Source organism: Pseudobutyrivibrio sp. JW11, assembly GCF_900115355.1.
GTDB lineage: Bacteria > Bacillota > Clostridia > Lachnospirales > Lachnospiraceae > Pseudobutyrivibrio > Pseudobutyrivibrio ruminis.
In genome coordinates, this window is sequence record NZ_FOWB01000018.1 from 23,673 (window position 1) to 40,695 (window position 17,023).

The window sequence follows — 17,023 nt, forward strand, 5'->3', positions numbered from 1 at the left end:
AACCGGCAGTCAGGAGAATATGAAATGAAAAATATTAATAGAGTGATTTTTGCTTCCGGTAGTGGAACATCGCGAGCCCCCATGGCGGCGGCGATTTTCCATGCCACTGAGCACAGCAGGCCGATAATTTGTGAGGCCAGGGGACTTATAGTTCAGTTCCCGGAGCCGTTGAATCAAAAGGCGGAAGCGATTTTAATCAGTAATGGCACTACGCTGAAGGATTACTCTTCCAAACAGTTACTAGATACGGATTTTTCCGAATCCACACTTGTAATCACAATGGAAGAGACCCAAAGGCAAAAAATATTAAGTGAATATGCAAACGCCACAGAGGAAAATACACGCCTCTTAAACGAGCTCGTTGGGGACGAGCTTGAGGTGATGGATCCCTATGGTGGCTCAGTACAGACCTATGGTTTGTGCTACGAAGTCTTAAAGGCTTCGATTGAGAAGTTAATGAGGGTTATTGAGGCATAAATATAAATAAGGCAAGAATTATATACGTATTGGAGGAATAGACCATGAGTGATAAGAGACTTGATTATATTAGCTGGGATGAGTACTTTATGGGCGTTGCAGTATTATCGGGTATGAGATCTAAGGACCCAAATACACAGGTTGGAGCTTGTATTGTTAGCCAGGACAATAAGATTTTATCAATGGGCTACAATGGTTTTCCAAATGGATGTTCAGATGATGAGTTCCCTTGGGCAAGAGTAGGGGACCCTCTGGAAAATAAATATTTCTATACAACACACAGCGAATTGAACGCTATCCTGAACTACCGAGGTGGTTCACTGGAAGGTTCAAAGCTGTACGTGTCACTATTTCCATGTAACGAATGTGCAAAGGCTATTATTCAGTCAGGCATAAAAACTGTTATCTACGACAGTGATAAATACGAAAACACACCATCAGTTATAGCATCAAAGCGCATGCTTAGAGCTGCTGGGGTAGAGTTCTATCAGTACAAGCATACTGGTAGAGAGATTTCATTTACACTTTAAGCAACTGTAAATTGAACAAATAGGAGCTTACATTGAGGGACAAGAAGAAGACAAATCGTGAAGTGGCCAATTCGCTGGTAATGGTACTTCAATTTGGAATAAATGTAATAGTGCCGATTTTCTTATGTATGGCAGTGGGGATTGTGTTATCAAAAGTGACCAGTTCTCACAGCGACATGTATATCATCGGAGGAATTCTGATAGGCATAGTTGCTGCATTTAACGGGGCATATCGTTCGGTTAAGGGATACTTAAAAAATGAAGAATCCCCAGGGCAGCGAGCAAGACGTCTGGAAGAAGAGGCAAAAAATCAGTCAGAGGAAAAGCATGATTAATTGGATGAAAAGACTAAATCAAGCTCTACCTGGCTTGGTTTTAGGAATACTAATATACGGTGTTTTAATTGAACTGATTGGGGTTTGGTTTGTAACTGACAAAGTCAGATACACCAGCGGACTTCTAATAGGAGTTGGATGTGCCACATTTATGGCAATCCACATAGCAATGATTATCGAAGAATCAGTTCGCATAGGAAAGGGGCATGAAAAATATCTTTCCTTTAAATCTGTGATGCGATACTTAATCGTATGCGCAGTGATGATTTTGATGATGGTCTTTAAACTTGGCAACATGTTTACAGCTCTCATCGGTATTTTAGGGCTTAAGGTAAGTGCATATGCGCAGCCTTTGCTAATAAAGAGACTCGGAAAAACTAGTTCCAATATATCCGAGGGTAATGATGAAGAACTTAATACAAAGGAGGTGAAAGTGTGACAGAAGGAATTTTGCTGGCCTCAAGCGATACTGTGGACATGATAAAAGGCTTGTTCAAATACGAAGTCTTTGGTCATGAAGTTTGGATCACAACTTCCCATGTCTGCATCCTTATCGTGTGGCTTGCGTTGGTTATATTTTCTCTTATTGCCAACCGTAAGCTGAAGCATGCCACTGAAGTTCCTGATACCTTCCAGAGTATCTTGGAGTTGATAGTAGGACTCTTAGATAAGATGGTGGAAGGAAGTATGGGTAAGCACGCACCAGTGTTTGCAAACTGGATTTGTACCATATTCTGTTTCATTTTGGTATCTAACTTATCCGGTTTGGTTGGCTTAAGACCACCAACAGCCGATTACGGCACAACATTGGCCCTTGCATTAATTACCTTTGTTTGCATTCATGTAGTAAAGGTAAGGCACCAGAGCGCGAAGGACATTTGGATTGACAAGTGTTCTCCATTGCCACCATGGCTACCAATCTGGATGCCAATAAACGTAATATCCGATATTGCGGTGCCTATTTCAATGTCACTACGTTTATTTGCAAACGTTCTTTCAGGAACAATCATTATGGGTCTTGTATATGGATTGCTAGGAAAGTTCGCCTTGATATGGCCTGCAGCATTGCATGTATATTTCGATATTTTCTCAGGTGCAATCCAGACCTATGTATTCTGTATGTTGACAATGACATACATAGCTCAGTCTTATGGTGATTCGTAAAGGGACTGAAAACAAAAAGTTTACTATATTAGGAGGAAAACATTTATGAACATTACAGGAGAAGATTTAATAAAAGCTTGTTCAGCAATCGGTGCCGGCTTAGCAGTTATCGCTGGTATTGGTCCTGGTATTGGACAGGGTATTGCAGCTGGTCATGGTGCAGCAGCCGTTGGTCGTAACCCAGGAGCACAGGGACAGATCATGTCTACTATGTTACTTGGTCAGGCCGTTGCCGAGACAACTGGTCTTTACGGACTTGTAATTGCCCTTCTGTTACTCTTTGTACAGCCATTAGTAGGCTAAGGAAACTAGGAAGAAAAATTTTAAGAAGGAGGGCTAAAAGTTGGAAAGACTATTTGATTTAGACTTTCAGTTAGTAAATGATGTAGTGCTTTTAGCCATAGCAATGTTCTTCCTATTCCTTATAATGTCAAACAAGCTTTTCAATCCAGCAAGAAAGCTTCTGCAGGATAGAAAAGATGGCATTGCAAGGGACATTGCAGATGCAAAGAAAGAAAAGGAAGAGGCAGAAAAGCTAAAGGCAGAGTACGAAGCAAAGCTAAAGAACATCAGCAAAGAGCGTGATGAAATTTTAGCAGAAGCAAGACAAAAAGCCTTAAAGAGTGAAACCAAGATTGTAAGCGACGCTAAGGAAGAAGCTGCAGCAATCATTGCAAGAGCAAATGAGGAAGCTGAGCTTGAGAAGAAGAAGGTTGCAGACGAGGTTAAGCAGGAAATGATTTCTGTAGCTGCATTGATGGCACAGAAGGTTGTAGCTGCCAACATCGACACAACAATTCAGAATTCCTTAGTAGAGCAAACACTTAAGGAAATGGGTGAAGGAACATGGCTAAATTAGTCTCAAACGTATATGGTGATGCATTGTTTGAGCTAGCTGTGGAATCAGGGAAAATCGATGATTTCCTGAAGGAAGCTGAAGGAGTCATTGATGTTGTTAAATCAAACGACGGCTTTTCTCAGATGATGAATCATCCAAAAATTAATAAAGAAGAAAAGCTTCAAATCATCGACGAGGTTTTCAAAGGCAGAGTCAGTGATGAAATGGTAGGTCTCTTAAGAATGCTTGAAGAGAAGGACCATTCAAAGGATATCGAGACAGTGCTCAACTACTTTATTGATCGAGTATTCGATTATAAAAAGATTGGTAAGGCAACAGTTTCAACTCCTATGGAATTGACAGAAGCACAGAAAAACGATGTCGAGAAGCGTTTACTTCAAACTACCGATTATGCTTCATTTGTCATGACATACAAGGTAGACCCTGAATTAATCGGGGGTATGGTAATTCGCATTAAAGATAGAGTCATTGATAGTTCAATCAAGACTCAGATTAGTAAATTAACTCACGAGTTATCAAATATTCAATTGAAAGTAGGTGAATGCGCTCCATGAATTTAAAACCAGAAGAGATTAGCTCGGTTATTAAAGAGCAGATGAAACGCTATGCTGCGCAGCTTGACGTGTCAGACGTTGGAACTGTCATTCAGGTTGCAGATGGAATTGCACGTATTCACGGATTACAGAATGCTATGCAGGGCGAACTTTTAGAGTTCCCTGGCGAAGTATACGGCATGGTATTAAACCTTGAGGAAGACAATGTTGGTTGCGTACTCTTAGGTAACGACAAGAACATCAATGAAGGCGATACAGTTAAGACTACTGGTCGTGTTGTTGAGGTTCCAGTTGGAAATGCAATGCTTGGACGTGTAGTTAATGCACTTGGACAGCCTATCGATGGAAAGGGACCTATTGATACTACAAAGTTCCGTCCAATCGAGCGTGTTGCTTCAGGCGTTATCTCTCGTAAATCCGTTGATACACCATTGCAGACAGGTATTAAAGCCATCGATTCCATGATTCCAATCGGACGTGGACAGCGTGAGCTTATTATCGGTGATAGACAGACAGGTAAAACTGCTATCGCTATCGATACAATTATCAATCAGAAGGGACAGGGCGTAAAATGTATTTACGTTGCAATTGGCCAGAAGGCATCAACAGTTGCAGCCCTTGTTAAAACTTTAGAGGAATATGGTGCTATGGCATGGACAACAGTTGTTGCTGCTACAGCTTCAGAGCTTGCTCCACTTCAGTACATCGCTCCATATTCAGGATGTGCCATCGGTGAAGAGTGGATGGAAAACGGTGAGGATGTTCTTATCATCTATGATGATTTAAGTAAGCATGCTACTGCATACCGTACACTTTCATTACTTCTCCGTCGTCCACCAGGACGTGAGGCTTACCCAGGTGATGTATTCTACTTACACTCAAGACTTCTTGAGCGTGCTGCTAGACTTTCAGACAAACTGGGCGGAGGATCACTTACCGCACTTCCTATCATTGAGACACAGGCAGGCGATGTATCTGCATACATCCCTACAAACGTTATCTCAATTACTGATGGTCAGATTTATCTTGAGACAGAAGCTTTCAACGCAGGTTTCAGACCAGCCGTAAACGCAGGTCTTTCAGTATCCCGTGTAGGTGGTTCTGCTCAGATTAAGGCTATGAAGAAAATCGCAGCTCCTATCCGTGTAGAGCTTGCTCAGTACCGAGAGCTTGCAGCTTTCGCACAGTTCGGTTCAGAGCTTGATGCAGATACAGCTGAGAAGCTTGCACAAGGTGAGCGTATCAAGGAAATGCTTAAGCAACCACAGTACGCACCAATGCCAGTAGAGTATCAGATTATGATTATCTACGCTGCTACAAAGAAATATCTTCTTGATATTCCTACAGCAGATATTCAGGCATTTGAAAAAGCTTTATTTGATCTTGTTGATACAAAGTATCCAGAGATTCCAGAGGCTATTAAGACAACTAAGGTTCTCGAGGATGACATGGAGCAGAAGCTTATCGCTGCTATTGAGGAGTGTAAAAAGAGCTACAAGTAAGGAGGGTGATCTGTTATGGCCTCAATGAGAGACATAAAAAGAAGAAAACAGAGTGTTAGTAGCACTCAGCAGATCACTAAGGCCATGAAGCTTGTATCTACAGTAAAGCTCCAGAAGGCTAGAAGCAAGGCAGAGCAGACTACACCATACTTCAATGCTATGTACAACACAATTTGTAGCATGCTTGCCAAGGCTGGCAACGTAAACAACAGATATTTGCAGGATAATGGTTCTGATAAGATTGGCGTTATCGTCATCACATCAAACCGTGGTCTTGCAGGTGGTTACAACTCAAACGTTGTAAAGATGATTACAGGTGCCGGCATGAAGCCTGATGAAGTAAAGCTTTACACAATAGGTCATAAAGGTGGTGAGAGCCTTGCTCACAAGGGTTACACTGTGGCAAAGGACTATTCTCCAGTAATGGAGGCACCAACTTATGCAGATGCTATGGCAATCTGTAATGACGTTCTTTCCGACTATGCTAATGGTGAGATCGGACAGATTTATCTTGTGTACACACACTTCAAAAATACAGTAAGCCAGATTCCAAAGCTTATGAAGCTGTTACCAGCTGAAATTAGTGAAGAGGATGTAGAGGCTGCAAAATCTACAGGGGCTGAAGCTCTTATGAATTTTGAGCCAAACGAGGAAGAAGCTTTAGAGCTTATCATTCCAAAGTATGTTACTTCATTAGTTTACGGCGCACTTGTTGAAGCTGTTGCTTCAGAAAACGGTGCACGTATGCAGGCAATGGATTCAGCTACAAATAATGCTGAGGAAATCATTAGTGATCTATCATTAAAATACAATCGTGCCCGCCAGGGATCAATCACTCAGGAATTGACCGAGATTATCGCTGGTGCAGAGGCGCTTTCTTAAAAAAGCAGATAGGAGTGAAAAGATGGCAAATAATATTGGTAAAATCACTCAGATCATCGGTGCGGTACTTGACGTAAAGTTTGGCGAAGGCCAGCTTCCAGAAATCAACGACGCTCTTGAAATCACAAGAGATAACGGCGAGAGACTGGTTGTTGAGGTTGCGCAGCATTTGGGTGACGATACAGTTCGTTGTATTGCCATGGGTCCTACAGACGGTTTAGTACGTGGAATGGATGTAGTAGCTACAGGTGCACCAATTTCGGTTCCTGTTGGTGAGGCAACATTAGGACGTATTTTTAACGTACTTGGTGAAGCTATCGATGAGCAGCCAGCACCTACAGGTGTTGAGAAGATGCCAATCCATAGAAAAGCACCAGCGTTTGAGGAGCAGGCAACATCAACTGAAATGCTTGAGACAGGTATTAAGGTCGTTGACCTTCTTTGCCCATATCAGAAAGGTGGAAAGATCGGTTTGTTCGGTGGTGCCGGTGTAGGTAAAACCGTACTTATTCAGGAGCTTATCCACAACATCGCTACTGAGCACGGTGGATATTCAGTATTCACAGGTGTAGGTGAGCGTACTCGTGAAGGTAATGACCTTTACTACGAAATGAAGGAGTCAGGCGTTATCGACAAGACCTGCATGGTTTTCGGTCAGATGAACGAACCACCTGGAGCCAGAATGAGAGTTGGTCTTACTGGACTTACAATGGCTGAGTACTTCAGAGATAAGGGTGGAAAGGATGTGCTTCTTTTCATCGATAACATCTTCCGTTTTACTCAGGCTGGTTCAGAGGTTTCAGCCCTCTTAGGTCGTATGCCTTCAGCCGTTGGTTATCAGCCAACACTTCAGACAGAGATGGGTGCTCTCCAGGAGCGTATCACATCTACAAAGAACGGTTCTATCACATCAGTACAGGCTGTTTACGTGCCTGCCGACGATTTGACTGACCCAGCTCCAGCTACAACATTCGCACACTTGGATGCTACTACAGTTCTTGAGCGTTCTATCGCCGAGCTTGGTATTTATCCAGCGGTAGACCCACTTGGTTCTACATCTCGTATCCTTGATCCACGTATCGTTGGTCAGGAGCATTTCGAGGTTGCTCGTGGTGTACAGGAGATTCTTCAGAAATATAAAGAGCTGCAGGACATCATCGCTATCCTTGGTATGGACGAGCTTTCAGAAGAGGATAAGCTTGTTGTTAACCGTGCACGTAAGATTCAGAGATTCTTGTCACAGCCATTCTTCGTAGCTGGTCAGTTTACTGGTCTTGAAGGAAAGTATGTGCCAATCGCTGAGACAGTACGTGGCTTCAAGGAAATCCTTGAAGGTAAGCACGATGATATCCCAGAGAGCTACTTCCTCAATGCTGGTACAATCGACGAGGTTCGTGCCAAGATGAATCAGAACAAATAGGAGGTGGCGTTTCATGGCAGATAACACCTTTAAAGTTTCAATCATTACACCAGAGCGTACTTTCTACGAAGGTGAAGCAACAATGGTTGAATTCAATACAGTTGAGGGTGAAATTGGCGTTCTGCCAAAGCACATCCCCTTAACTACAGTAATAGCACCAGGTATTTGTACCATCACCGAGGCAGAGGGAGTGAAAAAGGCTGCAGTTCATGCGGGACTCGCTGAAATACTTCCTGACAAGGTGACATTGCTTGCTGAAATTGCTGAATGGCCAGATGAGATTGATGTTGAACGTGCCCGTAGCGCGGAAGACAGAGCGAGAGCTCGTCTAGCTGAAAAGGATGCAAATCTTGATGTGCTTAGAGCTGAGGTAGCCTTGAAGAAGGCATTGGTTCGTCAGGACATAAAGGCAAAATAATCATAGGAATTAGGGGAGGCATAACATGTTAGATGCTGAGACAAAACGAGATATAGAAGATCTCAAGAGAGAATTAAAATCATATGAGGACGAAGAGGCTAATCTTCTTAAGGAGCTTGAAACTCTCCGTGCTCGTAAGAATGTGGTTAAGGATAAATTAAAGGTCCTTAGCAATGATGATAAATATCAACAGGACATGCTTAGTATGGTCTATCAGCAGAGACGTGGAGCATCCCAAAAACCAAGTGAATAAATTTTGTAAAATTATGGCGCCATACGTGGCGCCATTTTTTTGTATTTAAATAAAAACAGAAATTAAATCGTGCTTGCATATCCTCCTATAATAATGTAGCATATCTACGATAATTATATTCCAGGAGGGGAAAGATGAAGAAGTTTATTTCTAAAATGCTTGTTGGTGTCACAGCTATGTCTTTATTAGTTGGATGCGGTAGTGACGCTACAAAGACTGAGACAGCTCAGACAACAGACGCAGAAAGCGGAAATGTCAAAATTGACAAATTAACAATTGGTTTCGTACCATCACGTGAGCCAGACGAAATCGTAACAGCTACAGAGCCACTTAAGGAGCTCCTTACAAACGAGCTTGCAGGCCTTGGTTATGATATCGGCGAGGTAGATATCACAGTTGGAACTAGCTTTGAGGCAGTAGGAGAGGGACTTTCAGCTGGTACTATCGACGTTGGACTTATTCCAGGTGGTACATATGTATTATACGACGATGGTTGCGATGTACTTCTTACAGCAACTAGAGACGGTCTTTCAATCGACAGCGATAGCGCAAAGGATTGGAACGACAACAAGCCTACAGAGGCTACATCAGAGCAGGTAACATACTATAGAGCACTTATCATTGCAGGTCCTTCAGAGGCAGGTCAGGCTGTTGCTGAAAAGGTAAACAATGGCGAAGAGCTCACATGGGAAGATTTAGATGGACTTAACTGGAGCGTAATGAATTCTTCATCTCCAGCAGGATATATTTATCCTTCACTTTGGCTTCAGGACAATTACGGAAAGCACATTACAGATCTTTCACACACAGCTTTATCAGATAACTATGGTACAGCATTCTCAAGACTTGCATCTGGTCAGGTAGACGTACTTGTTACATACGCTGACGCAAGACGTGACAACGAGGATAAATGGACATCAGAGTACGGTAGAAGCGCAAGCATCTGGGATGAGACAAATGTTATTGGTGTAACAGATGGTATCTACAACGATACAATCAGCGTTAGCAAGTCATCTCCAATCATGGATGATGCTTTCAAGGCTGCTCTTTCACAGGCATTCATCAACATCGGTAACACAGATGCTGGTAAGGAAGTAATCGCTATCTACAGCCACAATGGTTATGTTGAGGCAAACTCAGAGGATTACGATTCAGAGAGAAAAGCTCAAGAGCTTATTATGTCATTACAATAATGTTTTATTTATTCGAATAATCGAACTATTAAAGGAAGATATTTCGGTATCTTCCTTTTTTTAAAGAAATGGAGTTATTAAATGATTAAATTTGAAGATGTTGGAAAAAAATATCCTAATGGTTTCGAGGGATTAAAGCATGTAAACCTTGAAATTGAGCAGGGGGAATTTGTTGCTATTATTGGACTTTCTGGTGCTGGTAAGTCAACACTTATCCGTACAATCAACAGAATGCACGATGTAACAAGCGGAAAGCTCACAGTAGATGACGTTGATGTTATGTCACTTTCAGGAAAGCAGCTAAGACGTTTCAGAAGAAAAATTGGAATGATCTTCCAATCATTCAATTTGATTACTAGAACTACAGTTATTAAAAATGTTTTAACAGCACTTGTACCAGACATGCCATGGTACAGATCAGTATTCGGTATTTATTCAAAGGAAGAAAAGTTACAGGCACTTGAGTGTCTTGATAAAGTAGGTATCTTGGATAAAGCATTCGTTCGTGCTGACCAGCTTTCAGGTGGACAGCAGCAGAGAGTAGCTCTTGCTAGAACACTTGCACAGAATCCAGCAATCATCCTTGCTGATGAGCCAGTTGCTGCACTTGATCCAGTTACTGCAAATCAGGTTATGGGTGATTTCAAGAGAATCAACGAGGATATGAACATTTCTATCTTAATTAACATCCACCACGTTGATTTAGCTCTCAAATATGCTAACAGAGTTGTTGGTATCAGAGCCGGTGAAATCGTTTATGATGGACCTGCCAGTGAAGTTACACCGGAGGTTTTAGCAAATATATATAATGGCAAAGTAGATGCCGAGGGTAACGTACAGGAAGAAGAGGAGTAAACGCATGAGTATTTATGATAAGGTTTTTAAGCCTCACGTTTACACATTGCCTAATGGCAAATCCGTAGAGAAGAAAGCTTCCCGCGGCCCTGTTTACGCAATCATCATTTTGGCAATGTGTATTTTGTCAGTCAAGATTACAGGCTTCAACATGACAGTTTTAGCCCAGAGAATAGGAGAGTTCTTCGTCATCATCGGCGATATGTTCAAGTCTCCTAGATTAGAGTTTATGGAGTACGTTTGGGGACCAATTTTCGACACTATCAAGATGTCACTTCTTGGTTCATTAGTAGGTTCACTTTTATCAGTGCCTTTCGCAATGCTTGCCAGCACAAACGTATGTCGCAACAAAGTAGTAGTTTCAATCGTTAGATTATTTTTCAGTATCGTTAGAACAATTCCTACCATCGTAACAGCACTCGTAGCTACACTTATCGTAGGATTTGGTACACTTGCAGGTACTATTTCAATTGCAGTTTTCTCATTTGCTTACATTGGAAAGCTTACATACGAGGAAATCGAAACAGTAGATATGGGTTCATTTGAGGCAATGGAAGCTATGGGTGCAACACGTCCAATGGCATTCATTACAGCGATCATCCCACAGGTATTACCATTCTTCTTATCTAACTGCCTCTTCAACTTCGAAGGAAATGTTAGATATGCAGCAGTACTTGGTTATGTAGGTGCCGGCGGTATCGGTATTATTCTTAACGAGCGTATTTCTTGGAGAGATTATCCAAGCGTTGGTATGATTCTTATAGCACTCTTCGTTACGGTATTTATCATTGAATCAATCAGCAGATATTTCCGTAAGAAATTGGTTTAATGGAGGTGCGTAATGAATAGTAGAATAGAACAAGCTTATGAAAAGAGACCCAAGAATTGGGTTTACAATACATGCATCGCTGTAATCACACTTGCACTTATTATTTGGAGTTGCAGTGCAGTTGAGGCAACAGGTGCAGCAGATGGAAGCAGCACTATCGCATGGAACATCATCAAGGGACTTTTTACACCTGACCTTGGATTTTTGTTTGACTTTTCCACATCAGGCGTACCTTATTTGATGCTTGAAACAATTTGTATCGCTTTCCTTGGTACAATCGTAGGTGCTATCATTTCAATACCACTTGCTTTTGTTTCAGCAGTAAACTTAGTACCAAAGCCAATCGCTTTCATTGGACGAATCGTTCTTATGGCCATTCGTACAATCCCAGCATTTGTATACGGTCTTATGTTTATCCGTGTTACAGGACCTGGTGCTTTCGCCGGTCTTCTCACAATGGGCGTTTGCTCAGTTGGTATGATTACAAAGATGTATACAGAAGCAATCGAGGATTTGGATATCCACGTTATCGAGTCACTTGATGCAGCAGGATGTAGCACATGGCAGAAGATTCGCTACGGTATTTTGCCACAGCTTATGCCAAACTTTGCATCAACAGCAATCTACAGATTTGATATCAACCTTAGAGATGCTACAATCCTTGGTTTAGTTGGTGCCGGTGGTTTCGGTGCTCCACTTATCTTTGCAATGAATGCATACAGATGGAACGAGGCAGGAGCAATCCTTGCTGGATTAATTATATTGATTCTTGTTATTGAGTACATCTCAACAAAAATCAGAACTAAGCTCACTAGAGGTTAAAGGAGGCAAATATGCGTATCTTATTTACATCTGATACACATGGTCATCTCTTTCCAGTGAATTATGCGAAAAACTGCCCTGAGAACTCAGGGCTTTTTTGCATTTCTTCCCAGATAAAAAAAGACGATGATACATTGATTATTGACGGTGGTGATTCACTTCAGGGAACTCCACTTATGACATATTATTTAGAGCACAAGGATGAATACAATTTCCATCCTATGGCCGAGGGCTTCAACGAATTGGGCCTTGATTACTACACATTTGGTAATCACGATTTCAACTTTGGCTATGATGCAATTGTTGATTATGCAAATAGCATGAATGCCACACTTGTCTGCGCCAATGTTTTAGATAAGGGCGGCAAGCTTGATATTAAAAAGCACGTGATTCATACAATGGCAGACGGCACAAAGATAGGTATCACAGGTGCAGTTACAGGATATGTAAATGTGTGGGAGCAGCCAGCAAATTTGGAGCTTCTCCAGGTGCTTGAGCCAATGGATGTGCTCAAAGAAGAGTATGAATATCTCAAGGATAAATGCGATATCACTGTATGCGTTTATCACGGTGGATTCGAGGAAGACTTAGCTACAGGAAAGCTTTTATCAGATACTGCAGAAAATCAGGCATGCAAAATGGCAAGAGAATTTGGCTTTGATATTATACTCACAGGTCATCAGCATATGCCAGTTGAGGGTGTTGAAATTGCTGGTACTTACGGTGTTCAGCCACCATCAAATGCCACAAAGTTCTGCGAGCTACAGGTTGTAAAGGACGATGATGGACTTAGTATTTCATCTAAGCTTGTGGATGTAAATCCTGTTGATGAAAGACTTCAGTACATTATCGATGAGCACGGTTTCATGGATGATTTAACTGACTGCGTAGAGGTTTGGTTGGATCAGCCAATCGGCTCATTGGAAAAGGAAATTGCTCCAGAGTCAAAGATTGATGCAGCAGTAAATGGCAGCAAGGTAGCAGCTATTTTCAATCAGGTGCAGCTTGATTTTACAGGTGCAGATTTCTCTTGCACTAGCCTTGCAAATGATCCACTTGGCTTAAAGAAGGAGATTACTGTAAGAGACGTACTTGCTATCTACCAATTCGCAAATACGGTAGAAGTAAAGCAGGTAACAAAGGCAGTTATCAAGGAAGCATTAGAAAGATGTGCTGAGTACTTCGACTACGATGCTGCTACTAAGGAAGTAAAGATTTCCAAGGTATTCCTTGAGCCAAAGGTTGAGCACTACAACTACGATTTCTACGCTGGCCTGGAGTACACATTTGATATCACTCGCCCTGTAGGAGACAGAGTTGTCACTCTCAAAAAGCTAGACGGAACAGAGCTTTCTGACACAGAAACCTACACACTTTCCACCAGCAACTACCGAGCAACAGGCACCGGCGGCTACGAATGCATCGGCAATGCTCCTCTCGCCCGCAGCTACTCAGAAGAAATGCCAGACTTGGTTATTGATTTCATCAGGAAGAACACTCCAGTTGGGGAAATTGTAAATAGCAAATTTAAGATTGTATATTAATAAGATGGCGTCGCGTATAGCGGCGCCTTTTGATATTTGGCTATATTAGTTGAAGATTGCTTTTTAGATACAGCATCACTTGTGTTATAATACAAATTGAGAAATTATATAGTAAGAATTAGGAGGCAGTACAATGGGCGAGCGTCTTACAAAAGGAGATATTGAAAAGATTCAGGCCGAGATAGATGAGCGCAAGCTAGTTCTTAGACCAAAGTTATTAGAAGAAGTAAAAGAAACCAGAGCACAGGGCGATCTTTCGGAGAACTTTGAGTATCATGAGGCAAAACGAGCAAAGAATATGAATGATAGCCGTATACGTTATCTTGAAAAAATGCTTAAGTTTGCAGAGGTAGTAGATGATACAAGTGCAGATGATGAGATTGGTATAAATAATACAGTTACAATATACATTCCAGAGGATGATTGCGAGGAAACATATAAGCTTGTTACAAGCATCCGAGGCAATTCATTGAAGGGGCTTATTTCCATAGAATCACCTTTAGGTGCAGCCATCCGAGGAAAGCATGTTGGCGATAAAGCAACAGTAAAGGTTAATGACAGCTATTCATACGAAGTAGAAATTCGTAAAATCGATAAGACTACAACTGATGAGGATGATCAAATCAAGCGTTATTAAACAGCGGGGGCAGAATCATGGTAAAGGAAAAGATTAGTCAACTAGGGGAGACAGTTCTTGAAAAAATAGATGGCCTTGATGTGAAGGAAAAGCTCATAGAGGGTAGCTTTAATCACTCTGATATTTTGAGGAACAACTTCATGTTAAAGGGTGCCTTGGCCAGCGAGGGTTATGACTGGTGGTGGCACAGCTTCACAGGTCACAACAAAAAGACAGGTGAGGAAAAGGCATTCTTTATAGAGTTCTTTACAATCAACCCAGAGCTTGGTGGGGATGAGCCAGTGTTTGGCCAGCTTCCAGAGAACAAAGCAGCAGGCAAAAAGCCATCTTATATGATGGTAAAGGCAGGATGCTGGGGCGAGGGCGCAAAGCAGCTTCATCGTTTCTTTGGCTGGAATCAGGTCAACATAAAGGAAGATGCCCCATTTTTGATTAGCGCAGATAACTGCTTCTGCTCTGAAACACGTACCCTTGGTATGGTGGAAGTGACAGAGGAGGATGCAGCAAATCATCCAGAGTGGATGTGCCAGTCAGGCAAGATGATTTGGGACCTAAACATCGAAAAGGACATCGCTTTCAACGTAGGTTACGGCGCAAGCTGGGCATCACGTGAATTAGAGGCCTTCGAAATGTTCTGGCACGCCGAGGGAATGAAGACATTCTTCAACGGCTCTGTTATATTAGATGGTGAAGAATATGTTGTAGATAAAGACAGCTGCTACGGCTATGCAGATAAAAACTGGGGAAAGGATTTCACATCTCCATGGGTATGGCTGGCAAGCTCTCATTTAAAGAGCAAGCTCACAGGTAAGTGGCTTGACAATACAGCATTTGATATAGGTGGCGGTCGCCCAAAGATTCGCACAGGAAAGACATTTGAAAATGTTATTCTTGGTGCAGTTTGGTATGAAGGCGAGCCATATGAGTTCAACTTCTCAAAGTTCTGGACTCTGACAAAGACAGATTTCGCCTGCAATACAGAGGGCGATGAGGTTGTTTGGAACATCACCCAGGAGACACCTCTTGCAAAGATAGAGGGCCATTTTACCTGCCAGAAAAAGGACATGCTTCTTATCAATTACGAAGCACCAGATGGAGAGAAGCGCCACAACAATCTTTGGAATGGCGGCAATGGAAAGGGCGAGCTAAAGCTCTACAAAAAGATATTGAAAACCAAGGATAACGAGGATGGCTCTATGGCCAAATTCGAATGGGAATTGGTGGACGATATGGAAGCTTATAACATCGGATGTGAGTTCGGTGAATATGATAAATAAACAGTTAGGAGATTTATAAAATGGCAGTATTAAGCAATTGTAAGCCAGAGAGAGTATTTCATTATTTCGAGGAGATTTGTAACATCCCTCACCCAAGTTATCACGAGGAGAAAATCAGCGCATACTTAGTTGATTTCGCAAAGGCACACAATCTTGAGTATTATCAGGATGATTTATACAACGTAATCATGATCAAGGAAGCATCTGAGGGAATGGAGAATGCAGCTCCAATCATCCTTCAGGGCCACATGGATATGGTTGCAGAGCAGGATGATGACTGCAAGAAGGACATGCTTACAGAAGGTCTTGACCTTGAAATTGTTGATGGTTTCGTTACAGCAAAGGGCACAACACTTGGTGGCGATGACGGAATCGCAGTAGCAATGGCACTTGCAATCCTTGAGGATGAGGAGCTTAAGCACCCACGTATCGAGGTTATCATCACAGTATCAGAAGAAGTAGGTATGGAAGGTGCAGCAGGCATCGATGTTTCAATGCTCAAGGGCCGCAAGCTTCTCAACCTTGACTCAGAAGAAGAAGGACATTTCCTTGCAGGTTGCGCAGGTGGATGTCGTGTAGATGTTGAGTTCCCAGTAAAGAAGGAGTCTTTAAAGGGCGCACTTGTTTCAATCGAAGTAAAGAACTGCACAGGTGGACACTCAGGTGCAGAAATCGATAAGGGTAGAGCAAATGCATCTTACGTTGCAAACAGAGTTCTTGCAGCAGGTCTTGAGGTAGGCGAGGTTTGTATCGTAGATTTAGTTGGTGGAACAAAGGACAATGCAATCCCACGTGCTACAAGCGCAAAGGTTGTTACAACTCCAGCAGTTGTTGAAGCTATGACAAAAGAAGCAGATGCAATCAAGAATGAGTTTGCAATCACAGACCCAGAGATGGAAATCGTTATCACAAATGAAGGCAACGTAGTAGTAGATGGTGTAAACGCAGCTCAGTCAGAGCGTTTCATCCAGCTCCTTCAGTCTATGCCAAACGGCGTTCAGACAATGAGCCACGATATCGAAGGCTTAGTAGAGACATCACTTAACCTTGGTATCCTTAATGTATTAGATGACGAAATCAAGTATTCATGCTCACTTAGAAGCTCAGTAGATAGCGCAAAGAACGCACTTATCCGCAAGGTACTTATGGTTGCAAAGGCATTCGGTTGCCAGACATCAATCCACGGCGAGTACCCAGCATGGGAGTACTTAAGAGAGTCTAGCTTCAGAGACGAAATGGTAAAGATTTACACAGATATGTACGGCGAGGCACCAATCGTAGAGACAATCCACGCAGGTGTTGAGTGCGGACTTTTAGCTTCAAAGCTTCCAGGACTTGATGCAGTTTCAATCGGACCAGAGATGTACGATATTCACACTCCAAAGGAGCGTTTATCAATTGCTTCAACAGAGCGTGTTTACAATTATGTAAGAAAAGTTATTGAGGATATGAACTAAAACCGTAACAAACTT

Annotated in this window: 21 protein-coding genes; all 21 read left to right on the top strand. The window is 42.2% G+C overall.

From position 1 onward, the window contains the following. Nucleotides 1–24 precede the first annotated feature (24 nt). Nucleotides 25–477: an arsenate reductase/protein-tyrosine-phosphatase family protein gene (locus BM102_RS12560; protein WP_074792137.1), complete on the top strand. Its 453-nt coding sequence runs from the start codon at nt 25–27 to the stop codon at nt 475–477. 44 nt (nt 478–521) lie between these two features. Further along, on the top strand, nt 522–1,007 hold the full coding sequence (locus BM102_RS12565) for a deoxycytidylate deaminase (protein WP_044936711.1): 486 nt from the start codon (nt 522–524) through the stop codon (nt 1,005–1,007). Nucleotides 1,008–1,039: 32 nt separating this feature from the next. Next, nucleotides 1,040–1,342 carry an AtpZ/AtpI family protein gene (locus tag BM102_RS12570; RefSeq protein ID WP_033152619.1) on the top strand — a complete coding sequence of 101 codons (303 nt, stop codon included), beginning with the start codon at nt 1,040–1,042 and terminating at the stop codon, nt 1,340–1,342. Continuing rightward, complete coding sequence (locus tag BM102_RS12575; RefSeq protein WP_177175634.1) at nt 1,335–1,781, top strand: hypothetical protein; 447 nt, start codon at nt 1,335–1,337, stop codon at nt 1,779–1,781. Before BM102_RS12570 ends, BM102_RS12575 begins: the two co-directional genes overlap by 8 nt. Then, the gene (atpB, locus tag BM102_RS12580) at nt 1,778–2,506 is read left to right on the top strand and encodes a F0F1 ATP synthase subunit A (protein WP_044936707.1); all 729 of its coding nucleotides are present in this window, start codon (nt 1,778–1,780) and stop codon (nt 2,504–2,506) included. Before BM102_RS12575 ends, atpB begins: the two co-directional genes overlap by 4 nt. 45 nt (nt 2,507–2,551) lie before the next feature. Then, a complete protein-coding gene (gene atpE / locus BM102_RS12585) occupies nt 2,552–2,809 on the top strand; it encodes an ATP synthase F0 subunit C (protein WP_033152623.1) in 258 nt (85 codons plus the stop codon). A 40-nt stretch (nt 2,810–2,849) separates the two neighbouring features. Next, nucleotides 2,850–3,365, top strand: coding sequence for a F0F1 ATP synthase subunit B (gene atpF, locus BM102_RS12590; RefSeq protein ID WP_044936705.1), 516 nt, complete (start codon nt 2,850–2,852; stop codon nt 3,363–3,365). Continuing rightward, nucleotides 3,353–3,919, top strand: a complete 567-nt coding sequence (gene atpH, locus BM102_RS12595; RefSeq protein WP_044936702.1) for an ATP synthase F1 subunit delta — start codon at nt 3,353–3,355, stop codon at nt 3,917–3,919. The genes atpF and atpH overlap by 13 nt, the downstream gene beginning before the upstream one ends. After that, nucleotides 3,916–5,421, top strand: coding sequence for a F0F1 ATP synthase subunit alpha (gene atpA, locus BM102_RS12600; protein WP_074792143.1), 1,506 nt, complete (start codon nt 3,916–3,918; stop codon nt 5,419–5,421). The genes atpH and atpA overlap by 4 nt, the downstream gene beginning before the upstream one ends. A gap of 15 nt (nt 5,422–5,436) precedes the next feature. Next, on the top strand, nt 5,437–6,303 hold the full coding sequence (gene atpG / locus BM102_RS12605; protein WP_090482445.1) for an ATP synthase F1 subunit gamma: 867 nt from the start codon (nt 5,437–5,439) through the stop codon (nt 6,301–6,303). A 22-nt stretch (nt 6,304–6,325) separates the two neighbouring features. Continuing rightward, nucleotides 6,326–7,723, top strand: a complete 1,398-nt coding sequence (gene atpD / locus BM102_RS12610; RefSeq protein WP_044936696.1) for a F0F1 ATP synthase subunit beta — start codon at nt 6,326–6,328, stop codon at nt 7,721–7,723. Between the two features lie 13 nt (nt 7,724–7,736). Next, on the top strand, nt 7,737–8,141 hold the full coding sequence (atpC, locus tag BM102_RS12615) for an ATP synthase F1 subunit epsilon (RefSeq protein WP_044936693.1): 405 nt from the start codon (nt 7,737–7,739) through the stop codon (nt 8,139–8,141). 25 nt (nt 8,142–8,166) lie between these two features. Continuing rightward, complete coding sequence (locus BM102_RS12620) at nt 8,167–8,394, top strand: hypothetical protein (protein WP_044936691.1); 228 nt, start codon at nt 8,167–8,169, stop codon at nt 8,392–8,394. Between the two features lie 134 nt (nt 8,395–8,528). Then, nucleotides 8,529–9,587, top strand: a complete 1,059-nt coding sequence (locus tag BM102_RS12625) for a phosphate/phosphite/phosphonate ABC transporter substrate-binding protein (RefSeq protein ID WP_044936689.1) — start codon at nt 8,529–8,531, stop codon at nt 9,585–9,587. 81 nt (nt 9,588–9,668) lie between these two features. Beyond that, the gene (gene phnC, locus BM102_RS12630; protein ID WP_033152645.1) at nt 9,669–10,442 is read left to right on the top strand and encodes a phosphonate ABC transporter ATP-binding protein; all 774 of its coding nucleotides are present in this window, start codon (nt 9,669–9,671) and stop codon (nt 10,440–10,442) included. A gap of 4 nt (nt 10,443–10,446) precedes the next feature. After that, the gene (gene phnE / locus BM102_RS12635; protein ID WP_090482448.1) at nt 10,447–11,271 is read left to right on the top strand and encodes a phosphonate ABC transporter, permease protein PhnE; all 825 of its coding nucleotides are present in this window, start codon (nt 10,447–10,449) and stop codon (nt 11,269–11,271) included. 12 nt (nt 11,272–11,283) lie between these two features. Beyond that, complete coding sequence (phnE, locus tag BM102_RS12640; protein ID WP_044936684.1) at nt 11,284–12,093, top strand: phosphonate ABC transporter, permease protein PhnE; 810 nt, start codon at nt 11,284–11,286, stop codon at nt 12,091–12,093. 11 nt (nt 12,094–12,104) lie between these two features. Continuing rightward, on the top strand, nt 12,105–13,637 hold the full coding sequence (locus BM102_RS12645; RefSeq protein WP_090482451.1) for a bifunctional metallophosphatase/5'-nucleotidase: 1,533 nt from the start codon (nt 12,105–12,107) through the stop codon (nt 13,635–13,637). A gap of 133 nt (nt 13,638–13,770) precedes the next feature. After that, nucleotides 13,771–14,274, top strand: coding sequence for a transcription elongation factor GreA (gene greA / locus BM102_RS12650; protein ID WP_044936680.1), 504 nt, complete (start codon nt 13,771–13,773; stop codon nt 14,272–14,274). 17 nt (nt 14,275–14,291) lie between these two features. After that, on the top strand, nt 14,292–15,551 hold the full coding sequence (locus tag BM102_RS12655) for a tocopherol cyclase family protein (protein ID WP_143085495.1): 1,260 nt from the start codon (nt 14,292–14,294) through the stop codon (nt 15,549–15,551). Nucleotides 15,552–15,571: 20 nt separating this feature from the next. Continuing rightward, nucleotides 15,572–17,008: an aminoacyl-histidine dipeptidase gene (locus tag BM102_RS12660; RefSeq protein WP_090482453.1), complete on the top strand. Its 1,437-nt coding sequence runs from the start codon at nt 15,572–15,574 to the stop codon at nt 17,006–17,008. Nucleotides 17,009–17,023: the final 15 nt, after the last annotated feature.

Bases quoted from the DNA above. Each gene is read 5' to 3' on its own strand.
- BM102_RS12560 (WP_074792137.1), top strand. From the start codon at position 25: ATGAAAAATATTAATAGAGTGATTTTTGCTTCCGGTAGTGGAACATCG.
- BM102_RS12565 (WP_044936711.1), top strand. From the start codon at position 522: ATGAGTGATAAGAGACTTGATTATATTAGCTGGGATGAGTACTTTATG.
- BM102_RS12575 (WP_177175634.1), top strand. From the start codon at position 1,335: ATGATTAATTGGATGAAAAGACTAAATCAAGCTCTACCTGGCTTGGTT.
- atpE (WP_033152623.1), top strand. From the start codon at position 2,552: ATGAACATTACAGGAGAAGATTTAATAAAAGCTTGTTCAGCAATCGGT.
- atpH (WP_044936702.1), top strand. From the start codon at position 3,353: ATGGCTAAATTAGTCTCAAACGTATATGGTGATGCATTGTTTGAGCTA.
- atpA (WP_074792143.1), top strand. From the start codon at position 3,916: ATGAATTTAAAACCAGAAGAGATTAGCTCGGTTATTAAAGAGCAGATG.
- atpG (WP_090482445.1), top strand. From the start codon at position 5,437: ATGGCCTCAATGAGAGACATAAAAAGAAGAAAACAGAGTGTTAGTAGC.
- atpD (WP_044936696.1), top strand. From the start codon at position 6,326: ATGGCAAATAATATTGGTAAAATCACTCAGATCATCGGTGCGGTACTT.
- atpC (WP_044936693.1), top strand. From the start codon at position 7,737: ATGGCAGATAACACCTTTAAAGTTTCAATCATTACACCAGAGCGTACT.
- BM102_RS12620 (WP_044936691.1), top strand. From the start codon at position 8,167: ATGTTAGATGCTGAGACAAAACGAGATATAGAAGATCTCAAGAGAGAA.
- BM102_RS12625 (WP_044936689.1), top strand. From the start codon at position 8,529: ATGAAGAAGTTTATTTCTAAAATGCTTGTTGGTGTCACAGCTATGTCT.
- phnC (WP_033152645.1), top strand. From the start codon at position 9,669: ATGATTAAATTTGAAGATGTTGGAAAAAAATATCCTAATGGTTTCGAG.
- phnE (WP_090482448.1), top strand. From the start codon at position 10,447: ATGAGTATTTATGATAAGGTTTTTAAGCCTCACGTTTACACATTGCCT.
- phnE (WP_044936684.1), top strand. From the start codon at position 11,284: ATGAATAGTAGAATAGAACAAGCTTATGAAAAGAGACCCAAGAATTGG.
- BM102_RS12645 (WP_090482451.1), top strand. From the start codon at position 12,105: ATGCGTATCTTATTTACATCTGATACACATGGTCATCTCTTTCCAGTG.
- greA (WP_044936680.1), top strand. From the start codon at position 13,771: ATGGGCGAGCGTCTTACAAAAGGAGATATTGAAAAGATTCAGGCCGAG.
- BM102_RS12655 (WP_143085495.1), top strand. From the start codon at position 14,292: ATGGTAAAGGAAAAGATTAGTCAACTAGGGGAGACAGTTCTTGAAAAA.
- BM102_RS12660 (WP_090482453.1), top strand. From the start codon at position 15,572: ATGGCAGTATTAAGCAATTGTAAGCCAGAGAGAGTATTTCATTATTTC.